Origin of the sequence: Ureibacillus sp. MALMAid1270 (assembly GCF_049202975.1) — a bacterium.
Classification (GTDB): Bacteria; Bacillota; Bacilli; order Bacillales_A; family Planococcaceae; genus Ureibacillus.
The window spans coordinates 92,741-108,747 of record NZ_JBMIRP010000059.1 but is presented as its reverse complement, the minus strand read 5'-3'; the positions used below and the strand labels follow the sequence as shown (position 1 = coordinate 108,747).

At 34.3% G+C, this 16,007-nt stretch carries 10 protein-coding genes; 6 read left to right on the top strand and 4 right to left on the bottom strand.

What is annotated here, in order from left to right; all coding sequences use genetic code 11:
• The first annotated feature begins 178 nt into the window (after positions 1 to 178).
• Positions 179 to 1,099, top strand: coding sequence for an NlpC/P60 family protein (locus tag ACOQFO_RS07765; RefSeq protein WP_421689116.1), 921 nt, complete (start codon positions 179 to 181; stop codon positions 1,097 to 1,099).
• Between the two features lie 108 nt (positions 1,100 to 1,207).
• On the opposite strand, the gene ACOQFO_RS07760 is transcribed toward ACOQFO_RS07765, so the two are convergent.
• Together ACOQFO_RS07760 and brnQ are read right to left on the bottom strand one after the other, a co-directional pair.
• Positions 1,208 to 2,173, bottom strand: a complete 966-nt coding sequence (locus ACOQFO_RS07760; protein WP_421689115.1) for an LCP family protein — start codon at positions 2,171 to 2,173, stop codon at positions 1,208 to 1,210.
• A gap of 65 nt (positions 2,174 to 2,238) precedes the next feature.
• A complete protein-coding gene (gene brnQ, locus ACOQFO_RS07755) occupies positions 2,239 to 3,576 on the bottom strand; it encodes a branched-chain amino acid transport system II carrier protein (RefSeq protein ID WP_421689114.1) in 1,338 nt (445 codons plus the stop codon).
• A 600-nt stretch (positions 3,577 to 4,176) separates the two neighbouring features.
• Here brnQ and ACOQFO_RS07750 point away from each other — a divergent pair.
• Positions 4,177 to 4,713 (top strand): C40 family peptidase, encoded by a 537-nt coding sequence (locus ACOQFO_RS07750; RefSeq protein ID WP_421689113.1) that lies wholly within the window; start codon positions 4,177 to 4,179, stop codon positions 4,711 to 4,713.
• A gap of 63 nt (positions 4,714 to 4,776) precedes the next feature.
• Here the strand turns inward: ACOQFO_RS07750 and ACOQFO_RS07745 are convergent, their stop codons facing one another.
• Both ACOQFO_RS07745 and secA2 read right to left on the bottom strand, forming a co-directional pair.
• A complete protein-coding gene (locus tag ACOQFO_RS07745; protein WP_421689112.1) occupies positions 4,777 to 5,673 on the bottom strand; it encodes an accessory Sec system S-layer assembly protein in 897 nt (298 codons plus the stop codon).
• The gene (secA2, locus tag ACOQFO_RS07740; protein WP_421689111.1) at positions 5,673 to 8,036 is read right to left on the bottom strand and encodes an accessory Sec system translocase SecA2; all 2,364 of its coding nucleotides are present in this window, start codon (positions 8,034 to 8,036) and stop codon (positions 5,673 to 5,675) included. Before secA2 ends, ACOQFO_RS07745 begins: the two co-directional genes overlap by 1 nt.
• A gap of 279 nt (positions 8,037 to 8,315) precedes the next feature.
• Here secA2 and ACOQFO_RS07735 point away from each other — a divergent pair, with 279 nt between their 5' ends.
• The 4 genes from ACOQFO_RS07735 (at position 8,316) to ACOQFO_RS07720 (ending at position 15,994) form a co-directional block, all read left to right on the top strand.
• Positions 8,316 to 9,371 carry a glycosyltransferase family 4 protein gene (locus ACOQFO_RS07735; RefSeq protein WP_421689110.1) on the top strand — a complete coding sequence of 352 codons (1,056 nt, stop codon included), beginning with the start codon at positions 8,316 to 8,318 and terminating at the stop codon, positions 9,369 to 9,371.
• A 342-nt stretch (positions 9,372 to 9,713) separates the two neighbouring features.
• Positions 9,714 to 10,589: a hypothetical protein gene (locus ACOQFO_RS07730; protein ID WP_421689109.1), complete on the top strand. Its 876-nt coding sequence runs from the start codon at positions 9,714 to 9,716 to the stop codon at positions 10,587 to 10,589.
• A 220-nt stretch (positions 10,590 to 10,809) separates the two neighbouring features.
• Positions 10,810 to 12,033: a GNAT family N-acetyltransferase gene (locus tag ACOQFO_RS07725; protein WP_421689108.1), complete on the top strand. Its 1,224-nt coding sequence runs from the start codon at positions 10,810 to 10,812 to the stop codon at positions 12,031 to 12,033.
• A gap of 418 nt (positions 12,034 to 12,451) precedes the next feature.
• Entirely contained in the window at positions 12,452 to 15,994 is a 3,543-nt protein-coding gene (locus tag ACOQFO_RS07720; protein ID WP_421689107.1) for a chitobiase/beta-hexosaminidase C-terminal domain-containing protein, read from the top strand.
• Positions 15,995 to 16,007: the final 13 nt, after the last annotated feature.

Sequence of the window (16,007 nt, the reverse complement as noted above, 5' to 3'; positions counted from 1 at the left end):
ACAAGATTCTAAAAGTTTAAAAATTCTACTTTAAGAAGTTTTTTTCTGCTTTATGACATTAACTAGTTTTATTTATTTCGTTAAGTAGTAATATAATTGAAAAGTTATAACTCTCTCTTCTGTGATAACCTAATAGTAGTTACTCTAGTAATTATTTGATGGAAAGGAGAGAGAATTCTTGAAAAAGAAATGGTTTTTACCAATTTTTGCATCGTTTATGATATTTTCAGGCCATGGAGCAAATCAAGCAGAAGCTGCAAGTGCTTCTGACTTAACAAATACAGCTTTATCATACATAGGAGCACCTTATAAATATGGAGGTACTTCAATCACTTATGGAATTGATTGTTCCGCATATACACAACTTGTATTTTCGAAAATGGGTATCCAATTGAATAGAACTTCTAGTGGACAGTATCAACAAGGAGTAAGTGTTTCAAAAAGTAATTTACAAATCGGTGATTTAGTATTCTTTAATACATCAGGGAGAGGAATCTCTCATGTAGGTATATACATAGGTAATGGAAAATTTGTTTCTGCTACTACAAGTGGAGGAGTCAAAGTAGATAGCATAAATGACCCATATTATTGGGGCAATAAATATGTTGGTGCCAAAAGAATTACAAAATTCACAAATGAACAGATTCAAGAAGTAAAGGCTGCATCAGTAGATTTTAATGTATATGCATCACGTGGTAAAGTGGCAGAAAAATTAGTAGAAATTTTAGGTTTAGACACATCTGATACGAATTCACCATTCCGAGATATTAGTGCTAATTCTAAATTTGCAGGTGTTGCAACTGCACTATATAAAAAAGGGGCATTTACAGGTGATCCTGATGGTAAATTCAATCCTAATTCACCAATAACTCGTGCTGAATTATCTAAAGTATTAGTTATTGCATTTGGTTTAAAATTACAACCAGATGTAGAACAATTTAAAGATATCAAACCAGATCATTGGGCATATGAAAATGTGTCGATCCTTTCATCTAATAAGGTTACAATTGGTATTGGCGATGGGTTATTTGGTGGAAATAAAAATGTTAGATTAGATCACTTGGACTTATTTATCGAAAGAGCGAAGGAAATAGAATAATAGTTAAAATATTTATTGAAATAGTGAAAACCTGAATGAATCTACTTTCTTGAAAGTGTATCCATTCAGGTTTTTATATAATAATAAAGGTATTTTTATAATTCTGATTTAAAGAAGGGATTCTTGCAACATTTTACGCATTTCTTGTAATTCTATTTCATTCAGGAAATAATACCATATTCCATTTGTTATCTTACCATCCCCCTGTGAAAAATTGAAATGATCAATATTATTCAATGTAGATTTGTAGCTAGATTGAAATTCAATCATCTCATCGAAAGTTAGATTTGTTTGGACATGCTCTCGAATTGACTTTAAAAAACTAGGTGCTTGCCAGACTAAATTAAAGGAAGCGGCTTTTTTAAAGATACTTTCTAGTACTTGTCTTTGTCTCATTTGCCTACCCCAATCACCACGAGGGTCATCGTATCGCATTCTGACATAACTTAAAGCTTCATCTCCAGTAAGTGTTAAATGTCCTTCTGGAAAGTAGAATGATTCTTTAGAAAATGCTATATCATTCTCTACCTCTACACCCCCAACAATATCGACCATCTCGATAAACCCTAACATATTAAGTGTTACATAGTAATCTATTGGAATTTGTAATAAGTTTTCCACTGAGGCAATAGAAGTTTCTATCCCACCAAAAGCGTAAGAATGATTTATTTTATCTTCAAAATCAAATCCAACAATTTCAGTGTAAGTATCTCTAGGAATACTTAGAATCTTCATTGATTCATCTTCAGGATTTAAAGTTAGGACAAGAATGGTATCTGCGCGGCCAGAAGTTTCCCAAGTGTCTAAACCAAGGAGGAGTACTGTGATGGGCTTAGGTGAATCGCTGTTTTCATCTTCAGATGTATTGGGATGACTTGTATTCGAATCATTATTTTTACTTGAATCGGAATTTGGACTTTCACTAGAAGTCTTAGTAGTAATCTCAAGAGGTTCATGAATGACTTCAAATGTGGTTCGTATTTCAAAATAGAGATAGATTGTATAACTAGCGATTAAAATAATTAAAGAGGCAAGAACTATTAAAAGCGATTTCCAATTGAACCATTTCTTCAACTAACATTCCCCCAAAAAAATCCTCTACTTTGCACTATATGCAAAATAGAGGAGGTTCAAGCAACTTATTTACTATTAATTTTTCTTAAATAACTAGATTTAGTTAGTAGGTGAATCATCCAACCAATTGCTAAAGCTACAATTGCAGGAACTAACCAACCTAGGCTTTGTTCTGCCAATGGTAATGAATTAATAATGTTGCCATACCATTTCACTTCGAATCCTGCTGTTTTAAGACCATCATAAAGTCCAATGAATGCTGTAATGGTTAATGGAAATGCATATACAATTGGACGACGGTCGAATAACTTGTCGAACATAATTAATAACATTAAAACGATTGTTATTGGATAAATGAACATTAATACAGGTAAAGTAATTGTGATTAAGTTTGCTAAACCAAAGTTAGAAATTACAAAAGAAAATAGTGTAAATACAACAGCTAAAAATTTATAAGAAAGTTTTGGGAATAATTTATTGAAAAATGTTGCGTTTGCTGCAACTAGTCCAATTGCTGTAGTTAAACAAGCTAAGATAATAACTGCAGATAAAATAATATTACCGGCATTTCCGTAAAGTATTTTTGCTGCTGCAGCGATTATACTTCCACCGTCGCTAAGGTGACCTGTAACGCTTGGGCTTGTAACACCAATGTATGCTAAAGAAATATAAACAAACGCTAGTCCAACTGCAGCAATGAAGCCCGCATTGATTGTCATTTTAACTTGTTTCATACGATCTTTAATTCCATTTGCTGCAAGTGAATGAACGATTAAAATACCAAATACAAGTGAAGCTAGTGCGTCTAATGTTAAGTAACCTTCAGTAAATCCTTTTGCAAATGCTTGAGTTACATATGGACCTTGCGCTTCACCAATCGGTCCAATTGGCGTAATAAAACTTTTCACTGCAAGAAGTATGATTACTAATAATAATAATGGCGTTAACACTTTACCAACACGGTCTACTAATTTGCTAGGGTTTAAAGCTAAGAAAAGAACCACAGCAAAGAAAATTAATGTAGTAATGAATAAAGGTAACCATCCACTTTGAGCTTCAGCGGATAGAAATGGAGCAACTCCAATTGAGTACGTACTAGCACCTGTACGAGGAATCGCAAATAATGGTCCAATGGACAAATAGACAACTGATGTAAAAGTGATCGCGAAAATAGGGTGAATTCGTTTCGATACTTCTTGTAGATCACCACCATTTAATGCAACTGCAACAATCCCCATTAATGGTAAACCTACACCTGTAATTAGGAATCCAATAATTGCTGGAATATACTCCGAACCAGCTTGTTGACCTAGTAAAGGTGGGAAAATAATATTACCTGCACCTAAGAATAATGCAAATAGCATAAATCCTACGGCTAAGTTTTCTTTCAGAAATTTCATCATATATGTACCTCTTTCTTTGTTTTAATTATTAAAACTTTCTGAAAATAGTATTGATAGATGTTGTACGAATTAGGATTCTATCATACATTTTTTAAAATTAAAATAGTTTTAATAATTTTTTGTTAATTCTTGTCGAATGATGATAATTATTGTAACAGAATGTTTGAAATATTAGTATATTATGTATAATTTCTAATAGTTTTATATTGTGGGGATATATGTTAAATTGATATTCGATTTGCGTTTAATGATCGGGATGGAAGTAATTTGTGAATATGTAGTAATTTATTTAAGAATCAGGAACGAATGATAATGTATAATCATTGTTTCACTGGGGATAATAGAAACTTTGGAGAGGGATAAACAATTCTCCAAAAGAAAAACGAATTACCAAAACTGCCATTTAAGAAGACAGACTGCCAATGTATTTTTGCCTCATTAAGAAGAAGTCTTAGCACCTTAACAACAAAATAATCATCTACATCAAGATTATGTCACTTTTTGTAATATTTTTGTTACAAAACTGTAACGTTAATTTGACACATTTTTACACATGATACAACTAGTGACAAATTTAAATGTTAATTTTTGGAGGTTTCTATGAAGCATCGGATCACATCAAAATATATTTTATGTACGATCATCACTAGCATCATTTTAATTTTCCTATTAAATTTCGAAACTGAAGCAAGTGCGGAGGAATTTGATTTTACTTCCGAAGAATTTAGAGAAACAGCTAAACAATATTTAAATACCCCATATCGTTGGGGAGGGACGACAACGAGAGGGTTTGATTGTTCTGGATACGTAATGAAGGTCTTTACAGATTTGGGAATTAATCTTCCACGAACTTCGAGCATGCAATATCAAGTTGGTGAAGCTGTAGCAAAAGATGAGTTGCAACCAGGTGATCTTGTCTTCTTTAATACAACTGGTAAAGGCAAAAGCGTTTCCCATGTAGGCATTTACTATGGGGAGAGTAAATTCATTCATTCACAAAGTTATAAAGGTGTCAGTATTACAGATTTAAACGATCCGAAATATTGGGGTTCACGTTATGTTGGTGCTAAACGTATTGCAAATGTAGGTGAGATTTTGCAGACAACTACTGGCACGACGAATGAATCAGCTTCTTAAGGTCAATAAAAAAGTAACAACAAAAAAAATGTAGAAAAACAATTTGTTTTTCTACACTTTTTATTATTGTGCTACTCGTGGAGTCCATTTACTTAAATCTGCACCTTCAGCATTCACCATTTCTTTCGGGAAAACGAATGTCCAAGGTTTTGTTGAGTTTGGTTTTACTGATAAAGCAGGTTCTAATTTAAAATAGCCCTTAGCAATTTGCTTTTGATTTGCATCAAAAATCTCAAGTGGTAATTGCTCTATATTCACAGATTTTTCGCTACCATTGCGTAATAAAATTGAAACAGCTAAGCCATTATCATCAAGTAATTTTATTTGGAATCCAGTAAAGTTTACTTCCGTTTTACCAAGCTTAGGTAGATCTTTCACGATGTTTTCTAATTGTTTAATTTGATCTTCAGATAATTTACTTTTCCATGAATCATCTAAATCTAATTGATGGCCACGTAATGAAATTAAATTAAAGGCAATTTTCCAACCTTCTTCAGGTAATTCATCTGCTTGGATTGTATTCTTTTCAAAAGTGAAAACCCATGGGCGTGCACTTTCTGCTGGGATCGAACCAAGAGCCTTCAGGTCAAATGTTTTAGAACCAATTACTTTTCCATCTTTATCAAGTAGGAATAGTCCCATTTCTCCTAGCTCAATTGCCTTTGGTAAAGAGCTACGCAGAAATGCTTTTACATGCCATGCTCCGTTTGCTGGGTCCACATCAATGTCAATAGCAGCAAGAGAAAGTTGGTTTGGTTTTAACGGTTCAAGTTCGTTTGCTAAAAAGTTAAAAATGTATTTTTGCTCTTGTGGAACATCCCATTCAGGATGATAAGAAAGCTTTGTAATAACCTCTGTAGAGTTACCTGACTCTTCAACACTACCTGTTATTTCATTTGACTCAATTGTACTGTCTTTACCGACTTTATCGGTCTTTTTAAATAGATCAAATAAACCCATTATTGTTCCTCCTGCATACTTTTTATTTTCTTCATGAATTTCACAATCTCAATCACAGTGTTACGACGAAGTTCTTGGTAGTTTCTGCCGAATAGCTCCAATCCTTCTCGTTGATAAATACGCATAGGATCTTCTTGTTGATATTGACGTAAGCCAATACCTTCTTTTAAATGTGCCATTTGCTCTAAATGTTTTACCCACATACTATCTATAAAGCTTAACATTACTCTTGGAATAAGAGCCATAATTTCATTGTTATCTTTAAAGCTTTCGATAAATTCTGTTAGCTCTTCAATTGATGGCTGAACTGATTCTAAAATACGATTTACTTTTGTTTCTTCGTTGTTAATACTAACAGGAGTTAAGAATAGGGAATTCACGCTTTGCTCCATTTTCTTGAAATCCCAATCAATTGGGCTAAGTTCTTCAGGAGCGTTATCTCGAATTGCAAAGTCCACTGTTTCATTTAGCATTTTAATTAAATGTTCGATAAAGTTGCTTTCTTGTAAAATGCTATCACGCAATGTATAGATCACTCGACGTTGATCATTAATAACGTCGTCTAGTTTCAAGTTATATTCACGCATTGAGAAGTGAGCGCCTTCTACAATTCGTTGTGTACGGTCAATTAGTTCTTGAACATCTTTATTTGTTACACGATTCGTTTCATCAACAACCATTTTCTTTTTGAATTTTTCAAGTTCGTCTTTTGCAAATCGACGGAACATGTCATCTTCTAGCGATAAAATGAAACGACTTTCCCCAGGGTCACCTTGACGTCCTGAACGTCCTCTTAGTTGGTTATCAATACGACGGCTTTCGTGTTTTTCTGTACCTAATACATAAAGTCCACCAAGTTCAGCTACACCTTCACCTAGCATAATATCTGTACCACGGCCAGCCATGTTTGTTGCTACTGTGATACGGCCTTTTTGACCTGCTTGTGAGATTAACTCGACCTCTTGTTCAACTGTTTTCGCATTTAATAGTTGATAAGGGAGGCCTTTTTCATCAAGATATCTCGCTACTGTTTCTGATTGTAAAATGGATGTAGTACCAATAAGAACTGGTTGACCTTTTTCATATCGTCTTTTTGCTTCTTCTGCAACATAATTGTATTTTGCTTCAGTTGTTTCAAAGATAATATCTGGCTGATCGATACGAATGCGAGGTTTATTTGTAGGTATTTGAATAACACGCATTCCGTAAACTTCTAGGAATTCCTTTTCTTGTGTTTTTGCTGTTCCTGTCATCCCTGCAAGTTTAGGGTACATTCGGAAATAGTTTTGAATTGTAATTTGAGCTTGAGATTTATTTTCTTCGGTAATTGTTACGCCTTCTTTTGCTTCAATTGCTTGATGTAACCCATCCGATAATGTACGACCTTCCATAATACGTCCCGTGAACATGTCCACTAATGCAATTTTGTCATCTTTGACAATATAATCTACATCTTTTTTAAACATTACGTGGGCACGAACTGCTTGAATGACATAATGATATAGTGTTTGGTGATCTAAATCGTAAAGATTGTCAACACCAAATGCAGCTTCAACCTTCTCAATTCCTTGTTCCGTTAGCGAAGTCGCTTTCGTTTCATCATCAAAATCATAGTCTTCATCTATTTTGAAGCGTTTAGCAAGTTTTGCAGCAATACGGTGTAGGTTTTCATTTGAAGGCATTTTCCCAGCAATGATTAATGGTGTTTTTGCTTCGTCAATTAAAACCGAGTCGACTTCGTCAATAATGGCAAAATGATATGGTCTTTGAACTTTGTCTTTCATGGCATGAGCCATATTATCACGCAAATAGTCGAATCCAAATTCAGTTCCGACTCCATATGTAATATCCGCATTATAAGCTTCTTTTTTCAAATTTTGTTCCATCATTGGTAAATTCAGACCAACAGTGAGCCCAAGGAAACGGTGGATTTGTCCAATTAAGTCATAGTCACGTTTTGCTAAGTAATCATTTACGGTGATAACGTGGACACCTTTTCCTTCAAGTGCACGAACGTATGTAGGTAGTGAAGCAACTAATGTTTTACCTTCACCTGTAGCCATTTCAGATATGTTTCCTTCTGTTAGGACAAGACCACCTATTAATTGCACGTCGTAAGGACGCATGTTTAAAACACGTTTTGCAGCTTCTCTTACTACTGCAAATGCATCTGGAATTATGTCAACAATCGTTTCTCCGTTTTGAATACGTTCTTTAAATTTAGTTGTCATCTCTTTTAACTCAAGATCTGACATTGGAGAATATGTAGCTTCTAATTCATTTATTTGATTGACGATTTTATAGTATCGTTTTAGTTCGCGATAGGAAGTTTTTTCTTTATTTCGATTAAAAAATGAAAACATCTAGGTTACGCTCCTTTATATTGTCTAACTATAAATGGTAGACACTTAGTTATTCTATCAAACTTTTGGTGGTATGACTACTTGTCGGAAGGGAAAACTAAAGTGAAGAGAGTAACAGTTATGTAAATATTGTTACCAGCATATTGCAATTAATAATAAGCTACTAGAATATATTTACAGAATTATGTTAATTATAGAGAAAAGCTACTTTTTCTAAATTATTCGTGATATAATAAGCAAGGTTTATCGTACATATAAATTGATTTAAGGAGGACAGACATGATTTATGTGTCTTTGTTAGTGGCGTTTATCGCGTCAATATTACTTACTCCACTTGTTAAACGACTAGCATTTAAAATTGGGGCTGTAGATGCTCCAAATCATCGTAAAGTTCATTCGCGGATTATGCCACGATTAGGTGGTTTAGCTATATATCTTTCCTTTGTTATAGGGCTAGTGATTCTGCGACCAGAAAGCGAGTATACAATTGCAATTGTTCTTGCTGCAACAATCATTATTATAACTGGTATTTTAGATGATATGTACGAGATCTCAGCAAAAGCAAAAATGTTAGGCCAGTTAGTGGCAGCTTTAATTATTGTGTTCTACGGTGATATTCAAATTGATATGATTAACTTACCATTTGGTGGGGAAATGGATTTTGGATTATTAAGTATTCCATTAACAATTCTTTGGATTGTTGGTATTACAAATGCCATTAATTTAATTGATGGGTTGGATGGTCTGGCTGCAGGCGTTTCCACAATTGCCTTGATTACATTATCAACGATGGCGTTTATCATGGGGAATAATCCATTTGTACTTGCTGTGGCTGCATTACTTGCATTTAGCACACTTGGGTTTTTATTTTTCAATTTCCATCCTGCAAAAATTTTCATGGGGGACACAGGAGCTTTATTCCTTGGTTTCATGATCGCGGTCTTATCATTACTTGGTTTTAAAAACGTCACTGTTGTATCATTCATCATTCCTGTAATTATGTTAGGTGTACCTATTTCGGATACATTCTTTGCTATCGTCCGTCGTTTACGCAATGGACAAAGATGGTCTGATCCAGATAAATCACACTTACATCATCGTTTAATTGATATTGGTTTCTCACATAGACAAACGGTATTAATTATTTATGGAATTGCTGCGATGTTTGGTTTATTTGCAATCATCTTCTCAATGGCTAAGATTTGGGGAGCAATATTACTTGTTACTGTAATATTAGTTGCACTGGAATTATTCGTAGAGATTATCGGACTAGCAGGAAAAAATTACAGACCTTTAATAAAATTAGCGAAAATTTTTAATAAGACGATTAACTAATCAAGCTATTACGTTGAATTGGAATCTATCAATTCTTCGTAGTAGCTTTTTTGATTTTAAGATTCGTTTTGATTAACCAGAGTCCATTACCCTGTCGATATTTCCGCAATTTTATCAAAGGGTTATCCGCTCTCGATTTGAGTTCTTACTTTTTTATTTGAATTGGGAATGTATTTTTGTCGTAATCGCAATTTAAAAATCATACGATACATCAATGATAATTTGCTTTCAGTTTGCCAACGAATTTGATGTTAGGTAGTTGAGTATATGGGGATTAGAAGATATTGCAAATATTTATCTTAAGTAAGCATTATGGTTGCCTTACCAAAGGGGGATCTGTAATTGAAAATTACAATTGAAAACTATATGACAAATCCTACTTTCTATCAAACTCATATCCCATCAAATTTCCTAAAAATGATTGAGAAGTCACCGTCACAATTTACAATTCTCGGAGCTAGAAGTGAAAATGAGTATGCAGGGCTTATTATTTCAAAGAAATATAAATCTACTTCCTCAATGAAAATTAAATATTTGGTTGTTAGTGATTGGAATAAACACACCGGTCTTGAAGAAATGTTTTTCTATTTATTAGAAGATATAGCAAGAGTTGAACATATTCGTCATATTCAATTTGAATATATTGGAGATAAAAATGATTATTTTTATTATATAGATGGACTGCTTCGGAAAAACAGTTGGACCTCACTACACCCTAGCACAATTCACTATACTTTACTTAGAAGTCAACTAACCACTATTGTTAGGAATAATAAACATTTTCGCAGTAACAATGATCTTGAGTTTTTCGAGTGGGGGCTGTTACCTACTAAGAATCAAGTGGAGCTATTAGAGGGAGAAGGGAATTGGTACCCGAAAAAACAATCTCCATTTGCTCATTCAGAAAAATATGAGAAGTTTAGCTTGGGAGTTAGAGCTGGTCATCAGGTAATTGGATGGTTTTTAATACAACGGGTTAAGGAACATGTAATACATGTGAAATCAATATTTTTAAGGGAAGAATTCCGTAATGCTCAAAATAGTACTCAATTATTAAATATGGGATGTATTCAAGCGTTGAAAATCCCTAACTGGCAATATATGACCATTAGTGTTGATGAAGAAAATGGCCATTTAAAAACCTATGTGGATCGAGTATTTCGAGGCGCGATTCAAAAAAAAGCAACCCTTTATAGTTCAAATAAGAAAGTGATATAAGAAGTGTGTAAATTAAAGAAATTAATATGAATTTAAGAAAGCCTTGCTAGACATTAGTGAAGGCTTTTTTGTTTGTGAAGATATTCTGGATAGGATGTAGTTAGGAAATCCGTTAAAATGTAGAAAAAATGATAAACTGTATATATAAACGTACTAAGAGAAACAAGCGATTATTTTTGCGCTTTAAAATACTAACTGGTGCAACAGTTGAGGTGAAACAATGAGTCAACGTAAAGGACTGATAATGAGAGAAATTCGTATGGATGAAATGGTACAGTCCATCGACTTGCTTAACTATGTTTTCCAGATGTCAATGTCTATAAAAAAAGATCGAAGTTTTGTAAGTGAAAAAAGTCGACAGTTTAATGAGGGGCACGCCCTTGGATGGTTTGATGGTGATCAACTGGTCTCGCAAATTTTAAATTTACCATTCCAAGTAAATATCTATGGTGTTCCTTATGAAATGGGAGGAATAACAGCAATTGGTACCTACCCGGAATATTCTAAGCATGGACTTATGAATCAACTAATTAAAGAATCTTTAAAGATCATGCGTGAAGAAGGACGTTACATTTCGTACTTATTCCCGTTTTCCATTCCTTATTATCGGAAAAAAGGTTGGGAAATCATGAGTGATATTGTGGAATTCCAAGTGAAAGATACACAATTTCCGAACTATAAAGAAGTACCTGGGAAAATAAAAAGGGTAGATACAAGAAGTGAAGATCTCATAAGTGTATATGACCGATTTGCGAAGCGTACTCATGGAGCGATGATTCGTAACTCTATTGCATGGAATGAAAAATTCCATGAAGATTATTGGGAAGAAAAATTTGTCGATACAGATGTCGAGTTGCAGGCGGCTGTTTATTATGATGAAGATGATGTTCCTCAAGCCTATATGTATTACAGGATTATGGAAGAAAATTTTTATATAGATGAAATTATCTATTTAACAGAAGAATCTCGGAAAGGGATTTGGAATTTCGTGTCTGCCCATACATCCATGGTCTACAATGTTTATGGAAAGACAACAGGAAATGAACCAGTCGCATTTTTATTAGAAGATAGCGAAATTATTCAAAAAGTATCGCCTTATTTTATGGCTCGTATTGTCGATGTGGAAAAATTTGTAGAACGATACCCATTTGATGAGCCTGACTTCCATATACGATTTGTTGTAAAGGATCGTTTAGTTGAGTGGAATAATGGTACCTTTGATATTGAATCAGTTGCTGGTAAAGTGACGATTAAGAAAGTGACTGATGTCGATGAAGCAATCACTGTTCATCTAACCATTCAAACTCTTGTAACAATGCTGCTAGGTTATAAACGACCGAAATATTTAGAGAAAATTGAACGTTTGCAGGGAAATAAAGAAATCATTGCCGTTTTAGAAGATATTTTGCCTGTGGGAATTCCAACATTTGTGGATTATTTTTAATATTGATATGAGGGCTGAACTCTAGGGAGGACAGCTTTTTTGTATGCGGAATATAAATGGATGATTAAAAATATAATCATAAATGTCAATTAAAACCAGTATAGAGGTGAAATTTGTTTGTGAATAATTGTTAAAAATTTAAAGGTCTTTTTATCCAGAATTTTAGATGGATGAGGATAGGACTTTGTAATTTACAGGCAAGATTTTATTCCTAAAAAGATTTCTCCAATCTAATGAATTTGAATCAAATTTTAGGTTTAATCCATTTTTATGATTTATAAAGAAGGTTTTAACATTTCCTAACAGAATAAAGTGTATTTACAAATAATTTACATTGCTTAATAGGGAATTAATAAATTTTTAGTACGATTTAACTGAAAATAAAATAAAAAATTCAATTGAAAAGGAGATTAATAGAATGAGTAGAAAAACATGGAGGAAATCCATAAATACATTTTTATCTACTAGTTTAGTGGCGAGTGTTGCTGTTCCAGTCGTACCAGGTACAGCGAATGCGGAAACAATAGCAACGGATCTTATTATTTCAGAGTATATTGAGGGTAGTAGTTTTAATAAGGCGATAGAAATTTATAATGGAACAGGAAAAGCTATTGATTTAAGTAATTACACATTAGAAATTTATTCGAATGGTGCATCTACAGTAAGTCAAGCGGTGACATTATCAGGGACGTTAGAGAATGGTGATGTTTATGTTCTATATAACAGCCAGGCAGTTGAAGCTATTAAAGCAGTAGGAGATTTAGAGAATAACACTGTAATTAATTTTAACGGTGACGATACCCTTGTCTTAAAGAAAGGGGATACAGTCATTGATTCATTTGGACAAGTTGGAGTAGATCCTGGTACTAGTTGGGGAACTACAGTAAAAACAATTGATAACACGTTAATTAGAAATAGTAAAGTCCTAACTGGTGATACAAATCCATACGATGCATTTGTTCCTGAAGTTGAATGGACCGGTTTAGGAAAAGATAACTTTACGGATCTAGGTAAACACTTGAGCGATGGAAATCCGGGTGGACCTGTTGACCCGGAAACACCTAATGTGATTACTATTACTGAGGCGCGTACGCAGGGAACTGGTAGTGCGACTGTAAAGGGTATTGTTGCTGCGAAACTGAAAAATACAATCCATATTCAAGACTCAACTGCGGCAATCGCAGTGCGACCAACTTCTTTAAATGTTGAAATTGGCGATGAAATTATTGTAAGTGGTTCATTACAAGATTATAGAGGACTACTACAATTAGATTCTGCAAAAGTAGAACAAAAAACAACAGCAGATATACCTGAGCCTAAAGAGCTTAATGGAGTAGAAATAAACGAAGAGAATGAATCCAAATTAGCAATTGTTAAAAATATCGAGCTAATCGATGTGAATAAAGGCAGCGGCTGGGCTAATTATACTGCAAAAGCAGAAGATGGAACTGAATTTTTAATTCGTGATGAAACCGGTACATTAAACTTGTCTGTTGGAACAACGTACGATTCAATCACAGGGATCATCCAGCAATTTGATCAAGACTATCAAATTATCCCACGTGGACAAGGGGATATTGTTGAAGATGCAACGACAGTTCAAAAAGTTTATGCTTCCCATCCATCTGGAACAATTCTTGCTGGAACTAAAATAATTTTATCTACATCAACAGTAGGTGCTCAAATTTATTATACAACTGACGGTACTGTACCAACTGTTGAGAAGGGTCAATCATACGAAGGGCCGATTATTATTGATGAAGATACCACTATAAAAGCAATTGCGGTGAAAGATGGACTCTCGAGTAGCGGGGTGAGTGAATTTACTTACACTGTTTACGAAGTGGAAGACATTCAAATTCATGATATCCAAGGGGTAGGACACAATTCACCGTTTAAAGGAAAAGTAGTAGAAAATGTTGAAGGTATTGTAACGTATACTTACAAAATCGGTAGTGGGAACTACTTCACAATGCAAACACCAGACGATAAAAAGGATGGGAACGCAAAAACATCCGAGGGTATCATAGTTTATACAGGAAATAAAGCAACAGTTCAAGTTGGTAATCTTGTAAGTGTAACTGGAACAGTAGATGAATATCATATTGATGGATATGATGATACGAAGCGTGATACGGATTTACCTGTCACTCAAATTAATGCCCGTGATGATCGTGGTGGAGTTGTCAAAGTTGTTGAAGCAAAGGTTAATCTTCCTCAACCATTTATCATAACAAGCTCAAATTTACCGAGTAATGTTATTGATAACGATGGATTCTCACAATTTGATCCACAAGAAGATGCGATCGATTTCTGGGAAAGCCTTGAAGGTATGTTAGTGGAAGTAGGTTCAGTGAAAGCTGTTGCTCCTCAAGAACACGGAGATTTAATTACAGTGCTTGAGAATAGAGAGACAAACACAATTCACGGCGGTGTATTATTTGAAGAGAATAATGCAAATGCGGACCGGATTCAATTTAAAATGTACGATAACAACGCAGCTAGAGATTTTGAAGTAGCAACTGGTGATAAATTCGTTGGTACAATCCAAGGTGTCGTGAATTATGGATTCCAAAACTATAAAATATATGTTGATTTAGAAGATATGCAAGCTGCATTCGTGAAGGGTGAAGCTAAACCTGAGACGACTACAATTGTAAAAGATGAAAAGAAATTAACAATCGCATCTTATAATTTAGAAAACTTCTCAAATAACACGAAAGAAACGTCAAACGATAAAGCTCAAAAACTAGCAAGAGCTTTTGTTAAAGATATGCAAAGTCCTGATATTATCGGTGTAACAGAAGTGCAGGATAATAATGGACAATTAGCGGGTGATTCAGCGGCAAATGAAAGTTATGAACGTTTAATTCAAGCGATTGTCGATGCAGGTGGACCTAGATATGAGTACGTGAACATCGATCCAGAAAATAATAAAGACGGTGGCGCACCAAATGCGAATATACGTGTCGGAATCTTGTTTAATCCAGAACGTGTAAGTTTATCGAAGGATGGAAACGGAAATGTTATACCGGTTGGTGATGCAACTACATCTGTTGAATATGAAGATGGTTCATTAACATTGAATCCTGGTCGAATTGACCCAACAAATCCAGCGTTTAATAGCAGTCGTAAACCTTTAGCAGCACAATTCAACTTCCAAGGTGAAGAAGTGATTGTAATTGTAAACCACTGGAACTCTAAGTCCGGAGATACTCCTTTATTCGGTTCAACACAACCGCCTGTTTACGAAAGTGAAGCACAGCGTAAGGAAATTGCGAAGATTGTGTATGACTTTGTTAAAGACATTAAATCAGAAAATCCTGATGCTAACGTCGTTTCTGTAGGTGACTTTAATGACTTCCAATTCTCAGATGCACTTAAGATCCATGAGGGAGAACTGATGACTAATATGATTAATAAAGTCGAGGCTCCAGATCGTTATACGTATTTATTCCAAGGAAATTCACAAGTTTTAGATCACATTTTAGTTTCAAATAATCTAGTTGGAAATACAGAAATCGATATTCTTCACATCAACGCTGACTTTACAGATATGGCTGGACGTGCAAGTGACCATGACCCAGTAATGGTACAGATTGATTTTAAGAAGGCATCTGAAGGAAAAGCTGATATAGTGATTAAATTAGATGAACCAAGATATCATGCAAATAAAATCACTATTACTGATCCAAGTGTTGAAATTCATTTAGCTGCTCATGCAAAATTGAACAATATGTTTGTTACAAGTCAATATGCAGAATTCCACGGTGATGGATTCAAGAACACAAAAATTACAATTAATCCAGAACAACCTGGTGCAATTTTAGACTTTAAAGGTACTGAAATTGAGGAAGTAACAATTGAAGGTCCAAATGTAATCGAAATTCGCGGAGCTGAAAATGTTCAAAAAATGAAATTTAAAAAAGGTGCTTCGGAAAGTAAGATTAAATTTGAATAAGACTTTGGAAAAA